The sequence below is a fragment of the Nonomuraea sp. 3N208 genome, assembly GCF_052245935.1.
Classification (GTDB): Bacteria; Actinomycetota; Actinomycetes; order Streptosporangiales; family Streptosporangiaceae; genus Nonomuraea.
In genome coordinates this window covers 136,807-160,625 of the sequence record NZ_JBQQBR010000029.1, presented here as the reverse complement: position 1 = coordinate 160,625, position 23,819 = coordinate 136,807, and the positions used below count along the sequence as shown (strand labels likewise).

General features: G+C 69.2%; 20 protein-coding genes and 2 pseudogenes. 11 read left to right on the top strand and 11 right to left on the bottom strand.

The window, feature by feature from the left end; all coding sequences use genetic code 11:
- Positions 1 to 458: 458 nt before the first annotated feature.
- The 3 genes from ACTWPT_RS37870 to ACTWPT_RS37860 are packed head-to-tail and all read left to right on the top strand — an operon-like array spanning position 459 to position 4,059.
- Positions 459 to 2,126, top strand: coding sequence for a transposase (locus tag ACTWPT_RS37870; protein ID WP_443182320.1), 1,668 nt, complete (start codon positions 459 to 461; stop codon positions 2,124 to 2,126).
- Positions 2,123 to 3,085, top strand: a complete 963-nt coding sequence (locus ACTWPT_RS37865) for a TniB family NTP-binding protein (protein ID WP_443182319.1) — start codon at positions 2,123 to 2,125, stop codon at positions 3,083 to 3,085. The genes ACTWPT_RS37870 and ACTWPT_RS37865 overlap by 4 nt, the downstream gene beginning before the upstream one ends.
- Entirely contained in the window at positions 3,082 to 4,059 is a 978-nt protein-coding gene (locus ACTWPT_RS37860) for a TniQ family protein (protein ID WP_305923844.1), read from the top strand. The genes ACTWPT_RS37865 and ACTWPT_RS37860 overlap by 4 nt, the downstream gene beginning before the upstream one ends.
- Positions 4,060 to 4,076: 17 nt before the next feature.
- On the opposite strand, the gene ACTWPT_RS37855 is transcribed toward ACTWPT_RS37860, so the two are convergent.
- The gene (locus ACTWPT_RS37855) at positions 4,077 to 4,952 is read right to left on the bottom strand and encodes a recombinase family protein (RefSeq protein ID WP_305923845.1); all 876 of its coding nucleotides are present in this window, start codon (positions 4,950 to 4,952) and stop codon (positions 4,077 to 4,079) included.
- A gap of 252 nt (positions 4,953 to 5,204) precedes the next feature.
- Between ACTWPT_RS37855 and ACTWPT_RS37850 the strand changes: the two genes are divergently transcribed.
- Both ACTWPT_RS37850 and ACTWPT_RS37845 read left to right on the top strand, forming a co-directional pair.
- Positions 5,205 to 5,789 carry a TetR/AcrR family transcriptional regulator gene (locus tag ACTWPT_RS37850; protein WP_443182318.1) on the top strand — a complete coding sequence of 195 codons (585 nt, stop codon included), beginning with the start codon at positions 5,205 to 5,207 and terminating at the stop codon, positions 5,787 to 5,789.
- On the top strand, positions 5,786 to 6,547 hold the full coding sequence (locus ACTWPT_RS37845) for an alpha/beta fold hydrolase (RefSeq protein WP_443182317.1): 762 nt from the start codon (positions 5,786 to 5,788) through the stop codon (positions 6,545 to 6,547). Before ACTWPT_RS37850 ends, ACTWPT_RS37845 begins: the two co-directional genes overlap by 4 nt.
- Positions 6,548 to 7,491: 944 nt before the next feature.
- On the opposite strand, the gene ACTWPT_RS37840 is transcribed toward ACTWPT_RS37845, so the two are convergent.
- The 9 genes and pseudogenes from ACTWPT_RS37840 to ACTWPT_RS37800 all read right to left on the bottom strand — a co-directional run bounded on the left by ACTWPT_RS37840 (position 7,492) and on the right by ACTWPT_RS37800 (position 13,907).
- Positions 7,492 to 8,640: an NAD(P)/FAD-dependent oxidoreductase gene (locus tag ACTWPT_RS37840; protein ID WP_305923854.1), complete on the bottom strand. Its 1,149-nt coding sequence runs from the start codon at positions 8,638 to 8,640 to the stop codon at positions 7,492 to 7,494.
- Between the two features lie 234 nt (positions 8,641 to 8,874).
- Positions 8,875 to 9,057: a hypothetical protein gene (locus ACTWPT_RS37835; protein ID WP_443182316.1), complete on the bottom strand. Its 183-nt coding sequence runs from the start codon at positions 9,055 to 9,057 to the stop codon at positions 8,875 to 8,877.
- Positions 9,058 to 9,145: 88 nt separating this feature from the next.
- Positions 9,146 to 9,985 carry an SDR family NAD(P)-dependent oxidoreductase gene (locus ACTWPT_RS37830; RefSeq protein WP_305923856.1) on the bottom strand — a complete coding sequence of 280 codons (840 nt, stop codon included), beginning with the start codon at positions 9,983 to 9,985 and terminating at the stop codon, positions 9,146 to 9,148.
- Between the two features lie 130 nt (positions 9,986 to 10,115).
- Positions 10,116 to 10,958 carry an NAD(P)H-binding protein gene (locus ACTWPT_RS37825; protein WP_443182315.1) on the bottom strand — a complete coding sequence of 281 codons (843 nt, stop codon included), beginning with the start codon at positions 10,956 to 10,958 and terminating at the stop codon, positions 10,116 to 10,118.
- A 37-nt stretch (positions 10,959 to 10,995) separates the two neighbouring features.
- Positions 10,996 to 11,835, bottom strand: a complete 840-nt coding sequence (locus ACTWPT_RS37820; protein ID WP_443182314.1) for an NAD(P)H-binding protein — start codon at positions 11,833 to 11,835, stop codon at positions 10,996 to 10,998.
- Between the two features lie 160 nt (positions 11,836 to 11,995).
- Positions 11,996 to 12,052, bottom strand: a pseudogene (locus ACTWPT_RS37815) (hypothetical protein); the annotation flags it as partial.
- Between the two features lie 17 nt (positions 12,053 to 12,069).
- Positions 12,070 to 12,327, bottom strand: coding sequence for a hypothetical protein (locus ACTWPT_RS37810; protein WP_443182313.1), 258 nt, complete (start codon positions 12,325 to 12,327; stop codon positions 12,070 to 12,072).
- Positions 12,328 to 12,349: 22 nt separating this feature from the next.
- Positions 12,350 to 12,532, bottom strand: a pseudogene (locus ACTWPT_RS37805) (FAD-binding protein); the annotation flags it as partial.
- Positions 12,516 to 13,907 carry an NAD(P)/FAD-dependent oxidoreductase gene (locus ACTWPT_RS37800; RefSeq protein ID WP_443182312.1) on the bottom strand — a complete coding sequence of 464 codons (1,392 nt, stop codon included), beginning with the start codon at positions 13,905 to 13,907 and terminating at the stop codon, positions 12,516 to 12,518. The pseudogene ACTWPT_RS37805 and the gene ACTWPT_RS37800, both read right to left, overlap by 17 nt.
- Before the next feature lie 120 nt (positions 13,908 to 14,027).
- Between ACTWPT_RS37800 and ACTWPT_RS37795 the strand changes: the two genes are divergently transcribed.
- The 5 genes from ACTWPT_RS37795 to ACTWPT_RS37775 all read left to right on the top strand — a co-directional run bounded on the left by ACTWPT_RS37795 (position 14,028) and on the right by ACTWPT_RS37775 (position 21,346).
- Positions 14,028 to 14,921 carry a LysR family transcriptional regulator gene (locus ACTWPT_RS37795; RefSeq protein ID WP_443182311.1) on the top strand — a complete coding sequence of 298 codons (894 nt, stop codon included), beginning with the start codon at positions 14,028 to 14,030 and terminating at the stop codon, positions 14,919 to 14,921.
- A 990-nt stretch (positions 14,922 to 15,911) separates the two neighbouring features.
- Positions 15,912 to 16,352: an Lrp/AsnC family transcriptional regulator gene (locus ACTWPT_RS37790; RefSeq protein ID WP_138715971.1), complete on the top strand. Its 441-nt coding sequence runs from the start codon at positions 15,912 to 15,914 to the stop codon at positions 16,350 to 16,352.
- A 231-nt stretch (positions 16,353 to 16,583) separates the two neighbouring features.
- A complete protein-coding gene (locus tag ACTWPT_RS37785) occupies positions 16,584 to 19,562 on the top strand; it encodes an aminotransferase (RefSeq protein WP_443182310.1) in 2,979 nt (992 codons plus the stop codon).
- A 279-nt stretch (positions 19,563 to 19,841) separates the two neighbouring features.
- Positions 19,842 to 20,426, top strand: coding sequence for a DinB family protein (locus ACTWPT_RS37780; RefSeq protein WP_443182309.1), 585 nt, complete (start codon positions 19,842 to 19,844; stop codon positions 20,424 to 20,426).
- A 185-nt stretch (positions 20,427 to 20,611) separates the two neighbouring features.
- Positions 20,612 to 21,346, top strand: coding sequence for an aminoglycoside 3'-phosphotransferase (locus tag ACTWPT_RS37775; protein ID WP_443182308.1), 735 nt, complete (start codon positions 20,612 to 20,614; stop codon positions 21,344 to 21,346).
- 215 nt (positions 21,347 to 21,561) lie between these two features.
- On the opposite strand, the gene ACTWPT_RS37770 is transcribed toward ACTWPT_RS37775, so the two are convergent.
- Entirely contained in the window at positions 21,562 to 22,551 is a 990-nt protein-coding gene (locus tag ACTWPT_RS37770) for an NAD(P)-dependent alcohol dehydrogenase (RefSeq protein ID WP_443182307.1), read from the bottom strand.
- Between the two features lie 235 nt (positions 22,552 to 22,786).
- On the opposite strand from ACTWPT_RS37770, the gene ACTWPT_RS37765 reads away from it, so the two are divergent.
- Entirely contained in the window at positions 22,787 to 23,689 is a 903-nt protein-coding gene (locus ACTWPT_RS37765; protein WP_443182306.1) for a site-specific integrase, read from the top strand.
- Positions 23,690 to 23,819: the final 130 nt, after the last annotated feature.

Genomic DNA, 23,819 nt, shown 5'->3' with positions numbered 1-23,819 from the left:
CTTCGCGTTCGGGAACCACTTGCTGGAGGCGGCGTGCGGGCCTGACGCGGGCGCGGCGACCAGGGCGGCACGGCCGCTCCCGGCGATCGGCGTGGACGGGGGCACGGCCACACCGTGACCGGCGGCGCGGCGCGGGCGGGTCACCGATCGGCGGCCCGCCACAGCGCCGCCGCCCTACCCCGGACGTTAAGTTCTCTCGCCGACAGGAAGACCTGAACAACACGGCTCGAAACCGTTCGAACCAAAGGTGTCGTGCCGCAGATCGGAACCTGTCCCAGCCGCCAACTTCATCCGGAAGGGACATAGGTGTTGCAAGTGTCACTTTCTGAAGTCGCGTGCACGGACGTCCTGGGCATTCGCGGCTCTGTGCAGAGGACTGTGAAGCACCGGATTGTCAGCAGTCCTCTGCGCTACGGTGCGTTTGTTCCGTACTCGCGTGCGCGACGGTGAGGTCCGGCATGGACGGCGGCCAGGCGCAGATCATCGAACAGGGCGTGCTGACCGCCCCGGATGAGGCATGGGACGTGGCGGTACGCCAGGCGGAGGTGATCGGCCAGCTGGCCGCCGGGCCACGGGTGGGATTGGCGGCCGCGGACGTGGCGGCAGACGAGCTGGGGATCTCACGGCGGCAGGTGTACGTGCTGCTGGGCCGGTGGCGTGCGGGTGAAGGCGTCGTCTCAGACCTGCTGCCCCGGCGCTCCAGCGGCGGCCGACGACTCGGCCGGTTTCCGGCGGCGGTCGAGACGGTGATGACCGAGGTGATCCGTTCGCGGTATCTGAACCGGCAGCGGCGCTCGGTGGCGGCGGTCTACCGGGAGGTCGTACGCCGGTGCCGGGCCGGCGGGCTGCCGGTCCCGGCGCGCAACACGCTGGCACGGAGGATCGAGGCGCTGGATCCGGCGGCGGCCGCCGCGGCGCGGGAGGGCGCAGACGGGGCGCGCCGTCTGCGGCCGGCGGGCGGCGATCCGCCGAAGATTGAGGATCTGCTGCAGCAGGTCCAGATCGACCACACGCCGGTCGATCTGGAGGTGGTCGATGAGCGGCATCGGCTGCCGATCGGCCGCCCGTACGTCACTGCGGCTATCGATGTGGCTAGCCGCTGCGTGGTTGGCCTGGTGGTCACGCTGGAGGCGCCCTCGGCGCTGTCGGCCGGGCTGTGCCTGGCGCACACGGTGTGTGACAAGCGGCTGTGGCTGGAGCGGCTCGGGATGGAGGCGGTGGCCTGGCCGATGAGCGGCAAGCCGCAGGAGATTTACGTGGACAACGCCGCCGAGTTCCGCAGCGAGGCGCTGCGCCGGGGCTGCGCTCAGCACGGGATCACGCTGGCGTACCGGCCCAAGGGCATGCCGCACTTCGGCGGCGTCATCGAGCGGCTGATCGGCACGATGATGCAGATGGTGCACGAACTGCCCGGGACCACCTTCTCCAACCCGGCCGAGCGCGGCAGCTACGACAGCCAGGCCAAGGCGGTGCTGACCGTCGCCGAGCTGAACCGGTGGCTGGCCCTGGCGGTGGCCGCCTACCACGGCCAGGTGCACGCCACGCTGGGCCAGACCCCGGCCGGGCGGTGGGCCGAGGGCGTCGCGGCCGGCGGCCGCCCCGCGACGGTGACCAGCGCGACGGCGTTCCTGGTCGACTTCCTGCCGGTGATCCGGCGGACGCTGACGCGGACCGGCTTCACCATCGACCACGTGCAGTACTACAGCGACGCGCTCAAGCCCTGGATCGCCCGCTGGGACCGGCTGGAGAAGTTCGTGCTACGCCGCGACCCGCGCGACCTCTCCCGGATCTGGGTGCTGGACCCCGACGGGCACGCCTACCTGCTGGTGCCGTACCGGACGCTGTCGCGCCCGCCGATCAGCGTGTGGGAGCAGCGTGCCGCGATCGCCCGGCTGCGCGAGGAGGGCCGCGCCCAGGTCGATGAGAGCGCCCTGTTCGCCATGGTGGAGCAGATGCGGCAGATCACCGAGGATGCGGCGGCCAAGACCCGTCGGGCCCGCCGGGAGGTGGAGCGCCGCTCGGCGACTCCCGCGCCGCAGACAGCAGGGCCGCCGCCTCCACCGCCGGTCGAGGGGTGCGCGGACGGGGAGCCGGTGCGGCCGTTCGAGGTGATCGAGCAGTGGTGAGCCACGAGCCGGACGTCGAGCCGGACATTGCGCCGGAGTTCGAGATCGAGCTGGAGCCAGGGCGGGTGGAGGATCTGTCGCACCTGCATGAAAGCGCCCGGCCGGTGGCCCGGTTGCCTGCCGCCGAGCGGCTGGCCCGGGTCCGGGCGGATCGGTGGATCGGCTACACCCGCGCCACCCAGGCGCTGGACCAGCTGCACACCTTGCTGGACTGGCCGGCCAAGCAGCGGATGCCGAACCTGCTGGTGATCGGGCCGACCAACAACGGCAAGTCGATGATCGTGGAGAAGTTCCGGCGCTCGCACCCGCCGATCTCGCACCCGGACGCCGAGGAGATCCCGGTGCTGGTCGTGCAGATGCCCTCCGATCCGCACGTGGCCCGCTTCTACACCGGGCTGCTGAGCGCGCTCGGCGCGCCGCTGCGCCCCCGGCAGCGGCTGGCCGAGCTGGAGCAGCTCGCGGTGCGGCTGCTGCGGCAGGCCGCCGTGCGGATGCTGGTGATCGACGAACTGCACAACGTGCTGGCCGGGCGCGACGGGGCGCGCCGCGAGTTCCTCAACCTGCTGCGCTTCCTGGGCAACGAGCTGAAGATCCCGCTGGTCGGCGTCGGTACCCGGGACGCCTACCTAGCGATCCGCTCCGACGACCAACTGGAGAACCGCTTCCCCCCGTTTGTGCTGCCGCGCTGGGAGCCCGGCCGGGAGGCGAGCACGCTGCTGGCCAGCTTCGCCGCCGCCTTCCCGCTTCGCCGCCCCTCCTACCTGGCCACCCCGGAGATGACCGAGTACCTGCTGACCCGCAGCGAGGGCACCATCGGGGAGCTGGCTGCGCTGCTCACCGAGGCCGCCGTCGCGGCGATCGAGTCCGGCGAGGAGGCCATCACCCAGCGCACCCTGCTGCTGGCCTCCTACACGGGCCCGACCGAGCGGCGCCGCAAGTTCGAACGCGAGCTGGCATGACTCACGGGGACCTGCCGGACGCTCTGCGCCGCTGGCCCGTCCACCCCGAGCCCGGCCCCGGCGAGGCGCTCACCTCCTGGCTCGGCCGTCTCGCCGGGTTGTACCGGCTGTCGGTCGAGCAGCTGCTGGCGCACAACCTCGGCGCGGCGTCGGCCGAGTTCGACCGCGGCGCGGACCTGGACTACCAGGCGCCCACGATCATCGTGCACGCGCTCGCCGCACGGACCGGCGTCGAGGTGGACCGGTTGCGCCGGATGACGATCGCCGGGTGCGTGCCGTGGCTGGCCGACACCCTGAACCCCGCCGAGGGCCCGCAGGCCTTCGCCGACTACGTTCGAAAGGAGTCGGTGCTGCTGCCACCGGGCCAGGCCGGATACCACGTGATCAATCGCTGGCGGCCCTGGCTGCCGCTGAGCGGCCGCCCATGGCGGACGGCCCGGCGCATCTGCCCCACGTGCGCAGCCGACCCGGGGCGCGGCGTCGTCTTGCTCGCCGCGCTCCCCCTCATGGCCAGCTGCGCGGAGCACGGCTGCTGCCTGGAGAACCTTCACGACGTTCGCCGGGCCCACCGCTACGGCGAGCCGATGCCCCCGCGCCCGGTCCCGGACGCCGTCGCCGCGTTGGACCGGCTCACCTTCGAAGGCATCGCCACCACGACCGTCACCCTGCCCGCGCAGACCGTGCACGTCGGGGAGTGGCTGCGGCTGCTGCGGACGCTGCTGGACGAGGTCAGCATGGTCGACTCCCGGGCCGGCCCCGGCTCGGCCGCCGTCCTGCACCAGATCTGGGACACCGCTGGCCTGCCGTTCCGGGCGGGCCTGTCCTTCTGGCGGCCGTACGAGCGGCTGAGCCCGCCACGTCAGGAAGCGATGCTGCACGCGGCGGCCACCGCGGTGCAGCTGGCCGCGAACGGGAGGATCGTGCCCTGCGGCACGCTCGGCTCGGCGCTGCAGCCCGCTCCACATCGGCGGTAAGGCAACGGGTGAGGCGGTCAGCCCGTGGCGGGCGCCGCTGCCGCGTTGGTGTCGTGGTCGCGCAACATCCGCAGCACGGTGGCCGGGGATGGGTGCCGGCCCTTCTTCTTGCCCTTGGTGATGACAAGGCGGGCGGCGATGTCGCGGAGGCTGAGGTTCTGCTGGCGCAAGTGCAGGGCCATGGTGAGCATGGTGTCGTCGGTGACGGCGGCGCCACCGATGGTCTTGCCGCGGCTGCGGGCCGATTCGTGGCCTTCCAGGGTGCGGTCGCGGATGTACTCGCGTTCCATCCCCGACAGGGCCGCGAGCACGGTGAACACGACGCCGGAGGAGTCGTGGGAGCCCTGCAGGTCGCCGGTGAGGAACTCCAGGCCGATGTCGGCGGCGCGCAGCTGCTCGGCCAGGGCGGCCAGGTCGAGGCCGCGGCCGAGCCGTTTGTGCTCGTGCACCACGAGGGTGACCGCCACGCCCGCCGCGCGCAGTTCCCGGGCCAGGGTGACGGCCTTGTCGAGCTCGGGGCGGCTGGCGGCGCGGGTGGAGATCTTCTCGGCGAAGACGCGGGTGACGCCGGCGGCCTTGAGCGCGTCGAGCTGAGTGTCCAGGGACTGGCGGACGGTGGAGGCGCGGGCGTAGCCGATGCGGACGTGCCCGGCCGGTTCGGTGCCGGCCGCGATGGGGCGGGGCAGTTCGATCCAGGCCGTGCCCGGCTTGCGGACCGGTGGGGTGGCCACGGTGAGCGCCTTGGCGAGCGCGGGCACGAGCCGGAAGCGGGCGGTGTGGTACTGAACGGCCACCTTGCCCCGGCCGGTCCGGCAGGGCGAGCCGGCGGGGGCGGCGCAGGAGGTCATCGGGCAGGCGTGGGCCTCCACACGGAGGTGGTCGTCGTCGCGCACCCCGGAAGCGTTTCATGGGAGTGTTTCACCCGGCTACCTTATTGCACCGATCTATGAAACAGCGTTCCCCCTGGACGCGTTCTGCAGAGGGCGGTGTTTCATAGGTGGTCGCTTGCGAAACAGGACGCCGCACCCATCTCGGCATGGCCCCTCTCTTGGACTCCATCCATCCGGACCGGGGGCGGACGACATCGCCTGCCTATCGAGAGCTACGCTGTGAACAATAAACCAATATGTTCAAATGGAGACAACATGCCGTCGGCGTTCTCCGAGGAAGAGCGGTTGCGGATCATCGAGCAGTTGCTCGACACCGCCACCCACCTCTTCTCGACCCAGGGGCTGCGCAAGACGTCCCTGGAAGAGTTGACCGCTCCCGCGGGCATCGCCAAGTCCTCGCTGTATGCCTTCTTCGACTCCAAGGAGGACCTGTACTTCGAGGCGATGCTGCGCCAGAGCGAGCAGGTCCGGCGCCGGGTGATCGACCAGGGCCTCAACCGCGGCGCCGACACCCGCGACGCGCTGCGCCGCTTCCTGCGCGCCACGATCGCCGAACTCGACAGCAATCGGCTCTACCGGCGGCTGATGTCCCACCCCCAGGAGATGGCCGCGGTCGCCGCCAAGCTCACCCCCGAGCGCATGGCCGCAGCGACGGACGGCCCGATGGCCGATGTGCTCCAGTTCCTCAGCACCCATCTGAAAGACGATCCGCAGGTCCTGCTCGGCGTGCTGCGCGCGGTCCTGCTGACCCCGCTGCACGCCGAACACCTGGGCACCGACATCTATCCGGCCGTGATGAACCGTCTGATCGACGCGGTCACAGAAGGGATCACCCCATGATGAACGGCCTGCCGTACCTGTCGGCCGGCGCGGGAGCACCCTTGGTCGTCCTGCTCTACACCCCGCAAGCGGCCAACCCGACGGGCCTGGCACGCTGGTCCACGATGCGGATGGTGCGACCGTTCACCAAACACTTCACCGTCTATGTCGTCAACCGGCCACCCGGGCTGCCGTCGGCCACGACGATGGCCGGCCTCGCCGCCGTCTACGCGCAAGCGATCAAATCCACCTTCGAGGGCCCGGTGAACATCCTGGCCATCTCCACCGGCGGCTCCATCGCCCTGCAACTTGCCGCCGACCATCCCGGCCTGGTCAACCGCCTGGTCCTGGCGGGCACGGCCTGCACTCTCGGCCCTGTCGGCAAGCGAGCCCAACGTCACTACATCGAACGTGCACGCCAAGGCAGGCGGCCCAGCCCCGCACTGGCCGAGATCGTTACCGAATCAGCGATCGGCCAGAGACTGCTGCGATGCCTGCTGTGGCTGTCGGACAGCGGCCACAAGGACCACAGCGACGCCGTCACCGTGCTCAACGCCGAAGACGGCTTCGACTTGCGCGGCCGGCTGCACGACATCACGGCGGCCACGCTGCTGATCCAGGGTGGTAAGGACCTCGTCTACCCGCTGGAGCTGGCCCGGTACACGGTCGAGGGCATCCCCGACGCCCAACTCGTCGTCTATCCAGGCCGCAGCCACAGCGGCACATTCACCGATAAGCGCTTCACCTCCGACGTACTGGCCTTCCTGACAGACGCGTGATCAAACTCAGCGGCCGCCTGGGTGCGCCGGATCCATCGTCCACACCGGCGCAACCAAGTCGCCTGGCGACCGGCATGAGCGCCTGCGCCGAAAAGTCGCCACCTGCGCGACGGGCACGCCACCCTCGCTGAGGCAGCCGGCGCCTTCCTGGCCACCCCACACGCGGCCGACCCCGACACCCACCGCGCCTGCACCCGCCTTGGCCGCGATCGGCGGCTGTCGAGATCGCCGATGTCAAGATCGGCCAATTGCTCGCCGAGCTGTGGGGGCAAGCGCGCCGGCGACGTAGAACCGCAGTCGCACTGCCGTCGCCTCCTGGCTGATCTGGTGCCGCGTCAAGAGGCATTGAGCCGCGCCGTCGGGTCCGGCCGACGCAGAACGCCGTGAGGAAACTGCCGCCGAGACAGCGCGGTCGCCAAGACCACGATCCACCGGCTGCTGTGGCGCCGCGACATCCCGCAGCCAGCCATCAACACCAATATCACTGCTGGAGCCGTCACCACCGTCCTGGCACAGGTCGCTCATCTCGGTGATCGGCCGTGCCATCGTACGGACACGGGCCGGCCGGCGTAGGGCGGGAAGGTAGCTGGAGGCGGTGTAGTCGTTGGCCAGGCGATATGGGTGGAAGCCGTGTGCGAGCAGGGGCTGAAGGATGTCGTCGATGCTGTGTCCGAGCTTGGCCAGCCGTCGGGGGTGACCCCAACGATGAGTTCGGCGTCGGACCGGAGCCGGTCGAGTAGTGGGGTCAGTCCGCGTACGGCCGCGCCTTCGGCTCCCTCCACATCGATCTTGCTCGTGCGGGCCTGAGTGAGTTCGGTGTCGGTGAGGATCTGTGGCAGGGTCCGTGCTTGGATCGCGAAGGATGATTGCGTGGTGCGGGGGCGGATGATGGTGGTGGCCCCGAGGTTGGTCGAGGATGTCCATCAAACCCTCTTCGGAGACGATCATGCCATACGGGTCGCACGGCCGCCCTTAAGGGACAGCGGCAGCCGGGCCCAGCGCTTGAGGATCGCGAACTCCTTCCAGGGGCTGCTGCTGACCGTCTCCTTATAGATGACCGCCCACTTGCCCTTGAGGTAGAACCGGGCGGGCGTGTCGTCGGCGTGGGTGAACTGGATGACGGCGTCGCGGCGGCCCAGGGACACCGGCTGGTGCACGTAGCGGAAGCGGAACGGCCTGGGCTCCTTGCCCCGCACCTCACGCGCGAGCGAGGCGGCGGCGTGGGCGCCGGTCGGGATGCCGCTCTGGCACGTCCCATGGATCACGCCGTACTTCTGACGGATCGCCGCGGCGTCGCCGATCGCGTAGACCTCGGGGTGGGAGACCGAACGCAAGGCGGCGTCGACCACGATCCGGCCCCGCCCGTCGACCTCGACCCCGGCCTCGGCGGCCAGCGGCGACACCTTGACACCGGTCGTCCACAGGACCGCGTCAGCGGCGAGGAGCTCGCCGCCGTCCAGCTCCACCGCTTCCGGCATCACCTTGGTCACGGACACGCCGGTCCGCACCTCGACGCCGAGCCGGTCGAGCCCGGCCAGCAGGTAGGTACGCGCCTTCGCGCCCATCATCGCTCCGAGCTCGCCCCGGCTGAGCAGGACGACCCGCACGGACGGGTGCTGCTCGGCGATCTCGGCCGCGGCCTCGATCCCGGTCAGACCGCCCCCGCCGACGACGACGGTCGCGCCCGCCACCAGGCGAGAGGTGAGACGGGCGGCCTCGTCCGCGCTGTTCAGCGTGACCGCGTGCTCGGCCACGCCCGGCACCATGCCGATGTCGGCGACGCTGCCGAGCGCGCAGACGAGCTTGTCGTACTCCAGCGAGCGGCCGTCGGCGAGCGCCACCCGGCGGGCGCCGGCGTCGATCGCGGTCACCCAGCCTTGGACGAACTCGACGCCCGTGCCTTCGAGCATCTCCGGGATCCGCAGATCGGCCAGTTTCTGCCCGGTGGCGACTTGGTGCAGCCGCAGCCGCTCGGTGAAGCGGGTGCTCGGGTTCACCAGGGTCACGCGGACGTCCTCGCCGCGGGTGCGGCGCGCGACGGCGGCCACGGCGGTCATTCCGGCGTATCCCGCTCCGAGAATCAGGATGTTCATGGCTGATGTCCTCATCAGTCGTAGCGGGTCCGCCGGTGCGGCGGACCCGCTGGTTGGTAGCCGTCCGGCGGGTGAGCACTTGTGTGTCCTGGACGTCGAGTCCTGATGAAAGACAGTGCCTCTGCTGGTTGGCCGGGAGAGTTGATCGCTTCTGGGATGTCGTGGCCCGCCGACGGTGTTGGCGTGACCAGCACCCGGTCGACGAAGACCACAGTGTGCTCGGGGCCTGCGCCCTCAGCGCGGCCGCTCGTGCCCGCGCCGCCCGGTCAGCACGTCCTGCCGGCGCGAGGTCCAGCGCGGGGCGATTTCCTCGATCAGGTGACCCAGGTGTTTACGGGAGATCCCGGTGAAGGCGGAATGCGAAAGGCGGTACAGCCCAGCCAGGCTTAGACACCCTGGCATGATCCCGTACGGCATTCTCGTTCATCCGCTTGAGACCAACGTCGGGTCGCCGACCAAGATCACGATATAATCGTGCGCGAGGTCGTTAGCCGGGCCGGGATTCTCAGCCGGCCCGGCCGTGCGCCTCCACCGAAAGGTCCTGCCAGTCGTCCCAGGTCTTGAGCCGGTCGGCATAGGCCTGCTGGATCATCGGGTAGAAACCCTGACCGAAGAGCACCCGCAGAGGCGGGTTACCGGCGTCGACAATCTTGAGGAGTGCTTGAGCCGCGGCGGCCGGGTCGCCGGCGGGCAGCTTGCCCGCCACCCCAGCGAGTGCCCGGCGGAGACCGTCGTAGATCGGGTTGGGCTCGACCTTGTAGCCGTTGTTGAGCGGATTCGGGTTCTTGCCGGACCTGGTGGCGAAGCCGCCGGGCTCGACCATGGTCACCTTGATGCCGAAGCCGGCAACCTCGCCCGCAAGAGATTCGTTCAGCGCCTCCAGAGCCCACTTCGAGGCGTGGTACGCGCCACCGAGCGGCATGGCGATGAGCCCGGCCGCCGAGGACATCTGGATGATGTGCCCCGACCCTTGCTCGCGCAAGTACGGCAGCGCGGCCTGGATGACCCGCATCGCGCCGAACACGTTGGTCTCCAGCTGATCGCGCAGTTGCTCCTCCGTCAGCTCCTCGATCGCACCGAACTGGGCGTAGCCGGCGTTGTTCACGATGACGTCGAGCCGGCCGAAGTGCTCCTTGGCCCGCTTCACGCTCTCGAAGACGGCGACCTTGTCGGTCACCTCCAGCTCCAGCGGGAGCACCGCGTCACCGTAGGCTGCGACCAGCTCATCAAGGCTGCCGGTGTTCCGCGCGGTCGCGGCCACCTTGTCGCCGCGAGCCAGGGCGGCCTCGACGAAGTTGCGGCCCAGACCGCGCGACGAACCGGTGACGAACCAAACCTTGCTCATGATCTCATTCCATTCTTCGTTTTGCTGGGTTGCCAGCATCTCGTGGTCGACAACCCGCTTCTGGTGTGGCTCGTGACCTGCGCCACGTGAGCTTCCCCCAGTACGGGGTGGCCGCATTACCGGGTGGTGATCAGCCGCCGAACGCGCGTGCGTTGTCGTGTGCCCAGTCGGCGAAGGTGAGTGCGGGCCGGCCCAGCAGCTCTTCCACGGTGGCGGTGGTGGGGCCCGGACGGCTGGCGTAGTCGGCCAGGGAGCCGAGCAGGCGGGCCGGGACCTCCTCGGGCAGCCCTTGCGCGAGCAGGCCCTGCCGTACCTGCTCGGGCGGGAGCTCCTGGAACGACAGCTCCCGGCCGATGGCTGCGCCGATGAGGCGCACCTTCTCGAACTGATCCAGTGACTGCGGCCCGGTCAGCGTGTAGACCTTTCCCGCGTGGGCGCTGGTGCGGAGGGCTTGTACGGCGACGGCCGCGATGTCGGTTTCGTGGATCGGGGAGGTGGCGGCCTGGCCGTACGCGCCGCGCACCACGTCGCCGGCCTTCAGCTGGGGCGCCCAGGCCAGGGCGTTGGCGGCGAAGTCGGCCAGGCGCAGCACCGTCCAGTCCAGGCCGGAACTCATGACGAGCTCCTCGGCGAGCTTGAACTGGGCGGCGAAGCGGGCTTCCCCGGCTGGATACTCCACGGTGGTGGCCGATAGCAGCACCGCACGCCGTACGCCTTGCTTGGCGGCCAGCTTCAGCAGGTCGCCGAGGCCGGGACCGGCGGCGCGCGGGCTGATCTGGATGGCTTCCGCTCCTTCCAGCGCCTGCTCGATCCACTGGGGATGGAACAGGTCTCCGTTGACGGCTCTCACGCGATCAGGGAGCTTGGCCTCGGCGGGGCTACGGGTGACCGCGGTGACGGCGGTGTCGTCCTGGAGCAGCTGGTTCATCACCTGGCGTCCCACGACGCCGTTGGCTCCGGTGATCAGGATCATGGCGGTTGTCTCTTTCGGTCGATATGTGGACACAGCGTCAGGCCGGCGTCGGGCCGAAGTCCTGCGCGCGGGAGGTGACCCACTGGTCGTAGGTGAAGGCCGCCCGCCCGGTGACCTCCTCGATCGTCGGCAGGACCGGTGCGGTCTTGCCGTCCCATTCGGCGAGCCCGGCGATCATGTCGTCGATCGCGGGGGCAGGCATACCGTGGTGGAGCATCTGCTCCCGGAACAGCTCGTGAGGCAGTTCCTCGAAGCGCAGCGGCCGCCCGATCGTCTCGGCGATGATCCGCACCCGGTCGATCCCCGTCAGCGACTGCGGCCCGCTGAGCAGGAAGGACTCGCCCACGCGCTCATCGAGGAGTGCCCGGACGGACACGGCGGCGATGTCGCGCGGGTCGACCGGGGCCACGGCGGCGTTGCCGTACACGCCGCGGACGACGTCGCCGGCCTTGATCTGCGGCGCCCAGGCCAGGTCATTGGTCGTGAAGAAGCCAGGGCGGACGAATGTCCACGCCAGCCCGGAGGCGGCGACGGCCTGTTCCAGGCTCAGGTGCTGTTCGCCGATCCACGAAGGCGTGGTGTACGTGATCGCCGCAGACGACAGCAGGACGACGTGCTGCAGGTCGGACAGCCGGGCCGCGTCGAGGAAGGCGTCGAGCCCGGTGAAGACGGGGAACAGGAATGCCCGCTCCACGCTGTCCAGCGCCTCCGACAGGGTGTCCGGCTGGGTGAGGTCGCCGGGCACGACCTCGACCTGCTCGGGGACGGAATGGCCGCCGGGGTTGCGGGTGATGACGCGAACCTTCTCGCCGGCGTCGATCAGCTGGTTGACGACGTGGGATCCGACGTTGCCGGTGGCACCGGTTACCAGAATCATGGTTGCGATCTCCTTATTCGGTGAGTCGACCCGTCGGGTCGAGGTCGGGGGTGAGCGCGGCCAGGCGGGCGAGCTCGGGGGTGGGTTCGAGCAGGGCGCGGCTGCCGACCCGGTGCTCGCGGTCGTCCATCGAGACTTCGAGGGTCTTGGTCAGCGTTTCGTCCAGCTCGGGGTAGTCGCTCCGGTTGTGGCAGCCCCTGGTCTCTCTGCGGGCGATGGCCCCAGGACGGTGGCTTAGGCGACGAACAGCGATGCCTGTAGGTCGAGCAGGTGGGCGAGGTCCTCGTAGCCTTCGTCGGTGGGTGACACGTCCACCTGTCGTGCCCGTTCAGCCGGCGCCTCGATGCCGAGGAGCGCCTGCTTGAGCCCGTCCTCGTGGCGGACCACGCCGCAGCGCTCCCACATGAGGTCGCGCAGGTCGCGCTGGAGCGGCTGGGCGAACTCGTCGCCGCGCTTGACCAGGGAGGCGAGCCGTTCGTTGGCGGCGGCCACGACGGCGGATGGTGGTCCGGCCCAGCACGGCGTTGATGCCTCCGGCGGCGAGCACGGTGTGGGCGTCCGTTCGGGCGCGCTTGCCCACGACGAGCACCTCACAACCGGCGTCGGAGGCGGCGATCGCCGCCCGTAGTCCGGCCGCGCCGGAGCCGAAGACCAGGACGTTCACGGCATGGATCTGGACGTCAGTGGTGATGGGCATGGATGCCTCCGGTTACGGACAGGGGGACGACCGCTTCGACGTGCTCACCCTGTGGCGAGCGGGTCGGGTACACCCGCCGGGGGAGCTCGGGGTCGGGGCTGTCCAGCGGCACGGCGTCGCCTCTGACCAGGCCGAGTTGCACGACCTGGCGCGGCAGCACCGCGTTCAGCAGCAAGTCGGCGGCGACCCGGATCCGGTTGCCCGGCATGACGTACAGGTGGTAGCCACGGGTGACCAGCTTCGCGGCCACTCCGGACAGTGGCACGCCCAGCGGGTCCGCCGCCGCTTGCCACCCGCCGAGGTCGACGAGGAAGCCCAGCAGCCGATGCCGGTACGGCTTGGCGCCCCGGCCCAATCCGAGCGAGGCCGCGACGTTGCGGGCCACGGCCTTGCCGTGCCGTTGGGCGTGCTGCCCCGTCATCGGGGTGATCTCGCCCGGACCGGCCAGGTCGGGCACGGCGGCCGCGTCGCCGGCTGCGTAGATCTCCGGGTGGCCGCTCACCGCCATGTACTCGTCGGTCTGGATCCTGCCGCTCACGGTGGGCAGGCCGAACGTATCGATGACCGGATCGGGCCGGACGCCCGTCGTCCAGACGATGGTCCTGGCCGGCACGAACTCGCCATCGCTGAGCAGCACCCCATCCGGTGCGGCCTTGCGCACGGTGGCGCCCAGCCGCAGCTCGGCTCCGCGCTTGCGCAGGACCCGCTCGGCGGTCCTGCCCAGGGAAGGGCGCAGTTCGGGCAGGAGGCGGTCGTCGTACTGCACGACGATCCAGCGCACCGGCACGCCGGCCAAGCTCCGGTACTTGCGCAGCAGAGACCGGGTGAACAACTGCCCGACGGCGGCCGTCTCGGTGCCCGTGTAGCCCGCTCCGACCACGACGAAGGTCAGCCGGGCCCGCCGCTCCTCCGGGTCTTCGGCGACGGCGGCCAGCTCGACCTGCCGGATGATGTGGTCGCGCAGATAGAGGGCTTCGGGCAGACCCTTCAGGCCGTGGCTGTAGGTCTGGCTGCCCTCGATCGGCAGAACCTTGTTCACCGCGCCCACGCTGACGATCAGCCGGTCGTAGCCGACCTGCCGCGATCGGCCCTCGGAGTCGACGTAGCGGACCTCTCGCTGATCGGCATCCAGCCCGGTGACGGTGCCGGGCAGCAACCGGGTGTACGGCAGCGCGGCGGCCAGGGACACCGCGACGTGGCGCGGATGCACGATCCCGGCCACCACGTCCGGCAGCAAGGGCTGGTAGAGCATGAAATCGGTCGGATTCAGCAGGGTGACATCGATCTCCCGCCGGTGCTTGCGGTTCAGAACCCGCGCGGCGTTGTAACCGGCGAACCCGCCGCCGATGATCACAACTCCCGGTCGGTGCGTCATGGTCTCTCTCCTCAAGTCCGCTGGATGGCGGCTCTCCAAATGGTGGATTTTCCGGTGATCCGGATCAACGACGCACTTCGCTATGCTCCGGTAAGCGCGACTTACCGATGGAAGGCGGACGTGGAACTTCGTGACATCGAGATCTTCCTGACGCTCGCCGAAGAGCTGCACTTCGGGCGAACCGCCGAGCGCTTACGCATCACCCATGCGCGGGTCAGTCAGGTGATCAAGCAGCAGGAGCGGAAGATCGGCGCCGACCTGTTCTACCGGACCAGCCGGACCGTACGGCTGACGCCGATCGGCGAGCAGCTCAGAGACGACCTCCGGCCGGTCTACCGGGAACTGCACGAGAGCATGCGGCGGGCCAGCCTGGCCGCCCAGGGCAAAACCGGCGTGCTCCGCATCGGCATGATCCCCAGCTTCGCCCACGACCTGCGCCCGTTCTGGGACGCCTTCCGCGCCCGGCACCCGCAGTGGGGCCTGCAGATCCGGCACAACCTCTTCGTCGAGCCGTTCAAACCACTCCGCAACGGCTCGATCGACGTCCTGATCAGCTGGTTTCCCGTTGAGGAACCGGACCTCACCGCCGGCCCCGTCGTCTGGACCGAACCCCGGGCCTTGATGGTGGCCGCCGACCACGACCTGGTCGAGCGTGGCTCTGCCAGCCTCGAAGCGCTTGCACACTACGGCGTGTGCGGACCGTCGATCACCCTGCCCGACTACTGGGAAGACACCGCGGTGCCCTTCAACACCCCCAAGGGCCGCCCGGTCACACGCACCATGCCGATCACGACCTGGGACGAAATGGCCACGCTGATCGCCGACGGCCAGGTCGTCCAGCCAGTTCACTGGCACGCCATCCGCTACAACGCCCGTCCCGACATCGCCTACCTGCCCCTCCGGGACGCCCGCCCCATCAGCTGGGGCCTGGTCTGGCGGGCGGATGCGGAGACCCCCGCCATCCGTGGTCTCGCCCAGGTTTTCAGAGACCTGGGAACGCTCACTTTTGACTAGGTTGTGTCCGGCCGTCTCCCCCGATGTGCTGGCCGAGGTAGTGCGAGACCTCGGCATGCACACCTTCACGGAGCAGGGTCCTGTTTCCGGCAGTAAGTCAGGCTTACCGCAGGATGGCGGGATCCATCGTTGATTCTCATGGCCGCCAAAACCCACGATTTGCGGCATGAGATCGACGATTGAGACCCTTCGCCGTGACTTCGACGTCGACATCATCGAACCGGGCGCAGGCAGAGCATAACCAGCTGCGAAATCCCCACCGTTCCCGTCAGCGTGCACACGAGTACGGAAATCCGTGCAGGCGACTTCGGAAATCGACAGCGGGGGTCACACAGGAAAGTGTGAGCAGGGTGCCGCCGACGACGCCTATCGAGCGTCTGAGCTTCTGGGGACTGCCGGACTCCTGCGGCAGAGGCGTCTCGGCAGGGCGGAGCGTATCGGTCATGGGGAACGAGTTCCGATCGACTCGTGCGATGGGGATGAGGGGCGGGAGCGCGCTATCGTCTCCGGCGGCTTCGGGGCGTCCTCGATTCGTCCACTCCCGGCGGCCGTATGGAATACCTAGGGAAACCAGTGCGTCAAGAGGGGTTCGTCCACGAGATCCATGGATCAAGCCGGGCCGCGGTGCATGGGTGGGCCGTTCCGAACCAGGCCACACGGCATAGCGGCGAAGAGCTTGGCCGCCCGCTGTACACGAAGGTGGCTGAAGCCGCTGGCGCGGGCCAAAGTCGGCGAACACCGCCACCGGCCAGGTTCCAGCGGGCGGGCGCCGCGCGTTCGGCGGTGCAGCCTCGGGCCGCGATGGGCGCCGGAGGGCCAGCCGACAGGGCGGTGACGTGCGCCTCAGTGCTCAGGGAGCAGATCGGCGTGCCCGTGACGGCCACCGACAAGCGATTCATCTTCGTAGACTCCGTCTTCGAGCGTTCCTGGGCACTATTGCACGCGATTCGATTGAATGGTTAGCTCTTTCACGCACAGGAGGTGAACGCCATGGACGACATCGACCGGGCCATCCTGCGGGAACTGCAGGTGGACGGGCGGATCCCGTACAGCGATCTGGGGCCGAAAGTCGGGCTGTCGCCCTCGGCAGCCCGCCAACGGCTGCAGCGACTGATCGACACGAAGGTGGTGCAGGTCGTCGGGGTCACCGACCCGATGGCCATGGGCGGGCAGACCATGGCCATGCTCGGTCTGCGCGTGAACGGCGATCCCCGCGCGGTGGCCGACGAACTCTCACGCCACGACGAGGTCGTTTACGCCGTCCTCGTCTCGGGCGCCTTCGACCTCTTCGTGGAGGTCGTCTGCCGTCGCCCGTACGCCCTCCTGGATTTCGTCAACGTCGTCGTGCGTCCCATCGAGGGCGTCGCGGCGGTGGAGAGCTTCCCGTACTTCGGGATCCACACCCACCGCTTTCTGTGGGACGTCGACTGAGCACTCCTGCCTCACCACCACCGAGGTGACAGCGCGACCGGACAGAGCAGCTCCGGTGGTCGGCCCGACCTGTCGTCGACGCGGCGCGTCCCGTCCGCCTGTCCGGGGCCTCTCGCCTTTGTGCCGACGGCCGCCACGGCGGCCGATCACGTGCTGCCGATGCCTCACCCACCGCCCCCTGCCGGTCAGCATCCACCCATCCCTCCACCGAACCGCTCCGAGGTACCCGGCATGACGCATCACCAGCCCCTCACCATCGACTTCTTCACGCACCAGGGCCTGCCTGCCCCACGGCTGACCACCGAAGAGGCCCGCCGGACCGCCGCCGAGCACTTCGGGCTCGCGGTCCGCGCCGAGGCGCTGGGCAGTCAGCAGGACGCCAACTTCCTGCTGACCCACGACGACGGATCGCCCGTGGCCGTCCTCAAAATTGCCAACCCGGCGTTCACCGCGACCGAGATCGACGCGCAGGACACCGCCGCAGACCTGATCGCCGACGCACATCCCGGTCTGCGTGTCGCGACCGTTGTGCGCGATGTCGATGGTGTCCGCAGGACTGTCACCGTCCCAACCGACAACGGTCCGGTCACCGCCCGCCTGCTGCGGTATCTGCGCGGTGGGACGCTCTCCGGCTCACGTCACCTGACGCCCCGGACGGTCGCGGCCATGGGTCGTATCGTCGGCCAGGTCAGCACGACCCTGCGGTCCTTCCGTCATCCGGGCCTGGAGCGGGTCCTGCAGTGGGATCCCCGCCACGCCGACCGCGTGGTCACGCGACTTTCGGACCACGTCGTCGAGGCGGAGCGCAGATCCGCCGTGCTGGCCGCGACCACGGAGGCCTGGGCCGTTCTCCTGGGGGTCGCCGACCGGCTACCGCGCCAGGCCGTGCATCTGGACCTGACCGACGACAATCTCGTCATCTCGCCCGAAAGCCCCGTGCCACTGCCCGACGGGATCATCGACTTCGGCGACCTGACGGACAGTTGGGCGGTGTGCGAGCTCGCCATGACACTGTCCTCGATCCTCCACCACGACGGCATGGAACCGCACCACGTCCTGCCCGCCGTCCGTGCGTTCCACGAGATCAGGCCGCTGTCCGGGGACGAGGCGACGGCTCTGTGGCCCCTGGTGGTGCTCCGGGCGGCCACCTTGGTGGTCAGCGGACGGCACCAGGCCGCCGTCGACGGCGACAACGCCTACGTGAACGCCGCGCTCGAGCGCGAGTGGCGCATCTTCGAGCAGGCCCGCGCCGTGCCGACTGCGGTGATGACCGAACTGATCGTCGAGACATTCGGCCTGACCCGCCAACGGGCCACCGCCGCGGTGCCCGCGGTGCCCGTGCTGGCCGGACCGGACCCCGCAGGCATCGCTGTGCTGGACCTGGCCGTCGGGTCCGACACCATGGACCACGGCACCTGGCTGGAGGACGCAGCCGTGGACCGTCTCGCTGCCGGCCTGCTCACCGCCGGCGCCACCACCGTCACCACCCGCTACGGTCAGGCGCAGCTCACCGCTGCCCCCGCTCTGTCCACCACCTCGCCCGCCACCATCGCCACGGGCGTCGACCTGTGGCTCGACGGGCCCGCCGTCCTGCAGGCGCCGGGCGACGGCGAGGTACTGGCGGCGGTGCCCGGCCGCGCGGCCGTCACCTTCGGGCCCCACGTGCTGCATCTGTCCTTCCCCGACGCCGCCCACCCGATCCCGCCCACTGGCAGACCCGTGCACGCAGGCGACCAACTGGTCGCCCTGCCCGCCGGCGCTCGCGTCCACGTCTCGCTCCGGCGGCCCGAGGCACCCACGATCCCGGCACTGGTGCGGCCCGAGTACGCCGTCGGCTGGCTCGCGCTCACCGCCGATCCCGCCCCGCTGCTCGGGCTGCCCGCTGTCGGCGGTGCCACCCCGGAGGACGACCTGCTCGCCCGGCGCGACGCGGCATTCGCCCTGGTCCAAGAGCACTACTACGAGAACCCGCCCCGCATCGAACGCGGTTGGCGCCACCACATGGTGTCCGCCGAGGGCCGCTCCTATCTGGACATGGTCAACAACGTCACCCCGCTCGGCCACGCCCATCCCCGCGTCGAGCAGGCGATCTCGCGGCAGCTGCGCAGGCTCAACACCAACTCCCGGTTCCACTACGCCGCCGTCGTGCAGTTCACCGAACGCCTCGCCGCTCTGCTGCCGGCCCCCCTGGACACCGTCTTCCTGGTCAACTCCGGCTCCGAGGCCGTCGACCTGGCGATCCGGCTCGCGATCGGCGCCACCGGACAGCACGACGTCGTCGCCCTGCGCGAGGCTTACCACGGCTGGACCTATGCGTCCGACGCCGTGTCCACCTCTCTCCAGGACAACCCCAACGCACTGGCCACCCGCCCGAGCTGGGTCCACACGGTTGACTCACCCAACTCCTACCGGGGGCGTTGGCGCGGCGAACAGGCCGACAACTACGCCCTTGAAGCCGTCCAGGTGATCGATGAGCTGGCCGCCTCCGGCCGCCCAGCGGGCGCCTTCCTCAGCGAGTCGTACTACGGCAACGCCGGCGGCGTCGCTCTGCCCGACGGCTACCTCCAGCAGGTGTACGCGGCGGTGCGTCGGCACGGCGGTCTGGCCCTCGCCGACGAGATCCAGGTCGGCTACGGCCGCCTGGGCACCTGGTTCTGGGGCTTCGAGCAGCAGCAGGCCGTCCCTGACATCGTCTGTGTCGCCAAGGCCATGGGCAACGGCCATCCACTGGGCGCCGTCATCACCACCCGGGCCGTCGCCGACCGCTACCGCGACCAGGGCTACTTCTTCTCCTCCACCGGCGGCAGCCCCGTCTCCAGCGTCGCCGGCCTCACCGTCCTGGACACCCTGCGCGACGAGGACCTGCAAGGCAACGCCGTGCGCACCGGCGCCCACCTCAAGGCAAAGCTCCAGGCCCTCGCCGAGCACCATCCCATCATCGGCGCCGTGCACGGCTCCGGCCTCTACCTCGGCCTCGAACTGGTGCGCGACCGCCACACTCTGGAGCCCGCCACCGAGGAGACGGCCGAACTCTGCGAGCGCATGCTCGACCTCGGCGTCATCGTCCAGCCCACCGGCGACCACCTCAACATCCTCAAGATCAAGCCACCGCTGTGCATCGACCCCGCCGGCGCCGACTTCTTCGCCGACACCCTCGACCGCGCCCTCACCGAACTCGGCCACCGCGGCACGGGCGGGCACACCCGCTGAACGACAACGGCGCTCCTGCTCCCAACGTCGATCGGCAGCCCGACTCAGGCCACGCCTTTGCTCCTCTACATGGTGTCCCGCTAGAAAACACGCCACCGAGACCGCCCGGCTGAGCGAGCTGCGCCTGGTCGCCACCGAACTGCACGCCGCGGCGGGTCTGCGAATCGGCGAGCCCGCCGCGGTGGTTCCCGAGGCCGAGCGGCTCACAACGTTGGCGGAGCCGACGCCAGGCAGCTCGCAACCTGAGCCCACCGGCGCAGCCTGACAGAATCGTGACCCATGATCGACGATTTCGCGAAAGACAACCTGCACGGGAGACTGCGGCGGGACCGCAAGGCGCTGCTCTGGAAACTCGACGGCTTGTCCGAATACGACGCCCGCCGACCTTTGACAGCGACCGGGACCAACCTCCTCGGCCTGGTCAAACACGTGGCCACCGTCGAGGCCAGGTACTTCGGCGAGGTCTTCGACCGCCCTTCCCCGGAACCGCTGCCCCGGTGGCAGGACTCCAACGGCAGCGATCTGTGGGCGACCGAGGACGAGACCCGCGATCAGATCATCGGGTTCTACCGGCGCACGTGGGAACACTCGGACGCGACGATCAACGAGCTTCCCCTCGACGCCCCCGGCCACGTGCCGTGGTGGCCGGAGCCTTATGCCGACACGAACCTGTTCGCCATCATGGTCCATGTCCTCGGCGAGTCCATCCGGCATGCCGGGCACGCCGATATCCTGCGCGAGGGCCTCGACGGCCGGACCGGGTTGCGCGCCGAACACGAGAAGCAGATCGACGAGGAAGCCCGTGCAGCCTACTGCGCGAAGATCGAACTGGCCGCCAGGACGGCCGCACCAATCAAGGCTTAACCACAATCGCGCCACCGTGGCCCCGCCAAGGGCGGGGCCACGGTTCACCTCCGCCCCCCACCAGCAAGATCACTTAAACGCCAAAGGGGCTCATCGAACTTGATCGGGGTTGAGGTGTCCTGTCTCGTTGAACTTGAGGTCTACCCCTCGCCTGCGATGCATCAGATTGGATGAGAATGTGATCTATGCAGCTCCCAGACCAACTTCGCCAGTTAATCGAGCAGGACGCCTCCTGGTCGACTGACCACGAAGGAGCCAGTGGTACGGCCCTGAGGGTCATGTCGGGATCGAAGGTGTTCTACGTCAAGCACGGCCCCCTCGCCGGGGCCGAGCACCTGCGACTGCGCTGGCTTCATGGACGCGTTCCCATCCCTGAGGTGGTCGCCTTCGAAGACCCTGTTCTCGTTCTTGCCGACGTGGGCGCTCCATCCCTGGAAGCCGCCGCACCCGCCGACATAGGCGCCGTGCTAGGCCGGACGCTGCGCATGCTGCACGAGTTGCCCATCACCGAGTGCCCCTTCGACGGCCGACTGCCGGCGGTTCTCGAACACGCCAGCGCCAATATCCGCGACTGCCTCGTGGACCCGGACGACTTCGATGCCGACCATTTCGGGCTGACCCCTGAGATGGTCTACGAACGACTGCTGGCCACGCGCCCGCGCGTCGAGGACCTCGTCGTCGCGCACGGGGACTACACCCCCTCCAACGTGCTGGTGCCCGCCTCGGGAGAGCCCATAGTCATCGATGTCCCGGCACTGGGTGTGGCCGACCGGTACCGCGACCTCGCCATCGCCCACAGGGACTTGTCCGAGGACCACGGCCCGGCGGCCTGGGAGGGGTTCCTTTCCGCCTACGCCCTCGTCGATCACATCGACGAAGAGCGGATGTACTACTACCGGCTCCTGGACGAGCTTCTCTGACCCAGGACGGTGATCATGCCTCAGATCGGTGAGGCAACGACAAAATGCCTCGTGATCGATGAGATTGCCTGAGCTTCAGCGAGACAGGGCATGAGGCCTGACCGGGCACGCTCGCGCGGGGTGTGGGATGAGATCGCCTTGTTCGTGCAGACGGTTCCCGCGCTGATCGGCCTGGCCCGGGTTCTGCTGACCCGCTGAAGCCTTCCGGACCTCGGTCAGTTGCCGTTGTGCTCCATGGTGATCAGGACGCTGCCCTGCCTGCGGCCGGAATCGACGCGCCGGTGCGCCTCGGCGGCCTCTGCCAGCGGGTAACGCCCGTCGATGGCCGGCCTCATCTGCCCTGCTTCGGTGATCTGAGTGAGGAAGCGCAGGTCTTCGGCCTTGTCAGTGGTGGGACGCAGGCCGGTGAAGGCGATGACCGCCCGCTTGTCACCGAACTTCCGCGTCCAGAACGACTGCAGGAGGATCCCCGGGGAGGGGACGGTCGACAGGTAGACGCCGCCGCTGTTCAGCACGCGCCTGCTCCGCGAGAACGAGCTCTTGCCGGCGGCGTCTAAGACCACGTCATAGGTGCGGCCGGCGCGGGTGAAGTCCTCTTTGGTGTAGTCGACGACTTCGTCGGCGCCCAGCGATTTCACCAGCTCCAGCTTGGCGGTGCTGCACACTCCGGTGACCCGCGCCCCAAAGTGTTTTTTGGCAAGTCGCACCGCCGCCGCACCCACGCTGCCGGCGGCGCCGTTGATGAGGATCTCCTGCCCCACGCGCAGATGTGCGTTGTCCCGGAGGAACGGCAGGGCGGTCAGTACGCCGTCCAGGACGGCGACGGCCTGAGCGTAGTCCAGGCCGGCCGGCATGACGGCCAGTGCTCCATCCTCGGGCACGCACACATACTCGGCGTGGGCGCCCAATGCCGGACCGGTGTCCCCGAAGACCTGATCGCCCACGCTGAAGCGGGTCACGTCCTTGCCGACCGCCACGACCTCGCCGGCGAACTCGCCGCCCAGCGTCTTGGCCTTCGGCTTGATGGGACCGGTGAACATCCGCGCTAAGAACGGGCTACCTACGCGGAAGATGGCGTCCGTCGCGGTCACCAGGGCGGCGTGAATTCTCACCAGCACGTCCTTGTCGCCGGGGGCGGGGGTTTGGACCTCTTCGATGCCCAGAACGTCGGGGGCGCCGTACTTGTAGTAAGTCACTGCTCTCATGGGGTGTCCCTTCTCGAGTGGACGTGCGGTGGGCGCCGGATCGCTCCATGTAAAGAACCTTTAACACGGTCCAACGTAAAGCACGGCAGACATCGTGTCAACAATTCTTAACATCGGTCGCCGGCTGGAAGGCGTCTCCGCAGATCAAGAGGCATCCGGCGGATCGCCATGCTGCCGGTGCTGCTGGCACATCGCCTGGAGTTTGTGCGGGTAGCGGCGACCATGGTTGACCACATTGCGCAGGAAGAAGGCCAAGGGCGTGGTCTGGACGAAGGCGCGGGTGGAGGCGTTCAATCTCGCGTACGAGAAGCGTCTAGCCGCCGAGCGGGCCGCCCCGGTTCAGCCGAAGAAGCCGCTGGAGAGGTTCAAGGTGTGGCTGGCGACGCCGAGGCCTTCGCCGGTGATGGTGTGGACACCGGTTCAGCTCGGTACCTTCCTCTACTATGCGGCGCCTGACCGGCTGTACGCCCTGTATCACCTGATCGCGTTCCGAGGCTTGCGTCGTGGCGAGGCGTGCGGTGCGCGCTGGATCGACGGCGAGTTGGACGAAGGTCTGCTGGCCACGGCCAAGCAGCTCACCAACGTCGGCCGGGAGGTGAAGGAGGGATCGCCGAAGACAGAGTCGTCGGGCGCGGTGGTCGCGCTGGACAAGGTCACGGTCGCCGTCCTGCGGGCGCACAAGGCGCGGCAGAACGAGGAGCGGCTGGCGTGGGGATCGGCGTGGACGGACACCGGCCGGATCTTCACGCGGGAGGACGGCAGCGAGTTGACGCCTGACTGGGTCAGTGAGCACTTCGAGCGGTTGGCGTTCGCGGCCGGCCTGCCGCCGATACGGCTGCACGACCTTCGCCACGGTGCGGCAACGCTGTCCCTGGCGGCTGGCAACGACATGAAGACGACGTCGGCGATGCTGCGGCACTCGAGCGTGTCGATCACGGCCGATCTTTACACGACGGTGCTGCCGGAAGTGGCGCGGGAAGCGGCCGAAGCGAGTGCCGTTGTGGTGCCTCGGGCGGTCGCCGTGGGGGAGGCGTCCCAAACTGGCGGTCTCCCTACGGTCTCCCATCTGGGAGACCGCCGACCCGCCGACTTGGCGGGATCAAGGAACCCCCACGTACAGCCTGGAGTGGGAGAGTAGGGCGGGTGGGACTTGAACCCACGACCCACGGATTATGAGTCGGTTCCCTCGGTGCCGTTCAGTGCCGCAGAGAGTCGCATCCCGCTGGGTGCATCGCTCCGGTGCAGGGCAGGCGCACGGTAGCGGGGCC

Coding starts and splice junctions, on each gene's coding strand:
- ACTWPT_RS37870 (WP_443182320.1), top strand. CDS start 459: ATGGACGGCGGCCAGGCGCAGATCATCGAACAGGGCGTGCTGACCGCC.
- ACTWPT_RS37860 (WP_305923844.1), top strand. CDS start 3,082: ATGACTCACGGGGACCTGCCGGACGCTCTGCGCCGCTGGCCCGTCCAC.
- ACTWPT_RS37850 (WP_443182318.1), top strand. CDS start 5,205: ATGCCGTCGGCGTTCTCCGAGGAAGAGCGGTTGCGGATCATCGAGCAG.
- ACTWPT_RS37845 (WP_443182317.1), top strand. CDS start 5,786: ATGATGAACGGCCTGCCGTACCTGTCGGCCGGCGCGGGAGCACCCTTG.
- ACTWPT_RS37840 (WP_305923854.1), bottom strand. CDS start 8,640: ATGAACATCCTGATTCTCGGAGCGGGATACGCCGGAATGACCGCCGTG.
- ACTWPT_RS37835 (WP_443182316.1), bottom strand. CDS start 9,057: ATGCCGTACGGGATCATGCCAGGGTGTCTAAGCCTGGCTGGGCTGTAC.
- ACTWPT_RS37830 (WP_305923856.1), bottom strand. CDS start 9,985: ATGAGCAAGGTTTGGTTCGTCACCGGTTCGTCGCGCGGTCTGGGCCGC.
- ACTWPT_RS37825 (WP_443182315.1), bottom strand. CDS start 10,958: ATGATCCTGATCACCGGAGCCAACGGCGTCGTGGGACGCCAGGTGATG.
- ACTWPT_RS37820 (WP_443182314.1), bottom strand. CDS start 11,835: ATGATTCTGGTAACCGGTGCCACCGGCAACGTCGGATCCCACGTCGTC.
- ACTWPT_RS37800 (WP_443182312.1), bottom strand. CDS start 13,907: ATGACGCACCGACCGGGAGTTGTGATCATCGGCGGCGGGTTCGCCGGT.
- ACTWPT_RS37790 (WP_138715971.1), top strand. CDS start 15,912: ATGGACGACATCGACCGGGCCATCCTGCGGGAACTGCAGGTGGACGGG.
- ACTWPT_RS37785 (WP_443182310.1), top strand. CDS start 16,584: ATGACGCATCACCAGCCCCTCACCATCGACTTCTTCACGCACCAGGGC.
- ACTWPT_RS37780 (WP_443182309.1), top strand. CDS start 19,842: ATGATCGACGATTTCGCGAAAGACAACCTGCACGGGAGACTGCGGCGG.
- ACTWPT_RS37775 (WP_443182308.1), top strand. CDS start 20,612: ATGCAGCTCCCAGACCAACTTCGCCAGTTAATCGAGCAGGACGCCTCC.
- ACTWPT_RS37770 (WP_443182307.1), bottom strand. CDS start 22,551: ATGAGAGCAGTGACTTACTACAAGTACGGCGCCCCCGACGTTCTGGGC.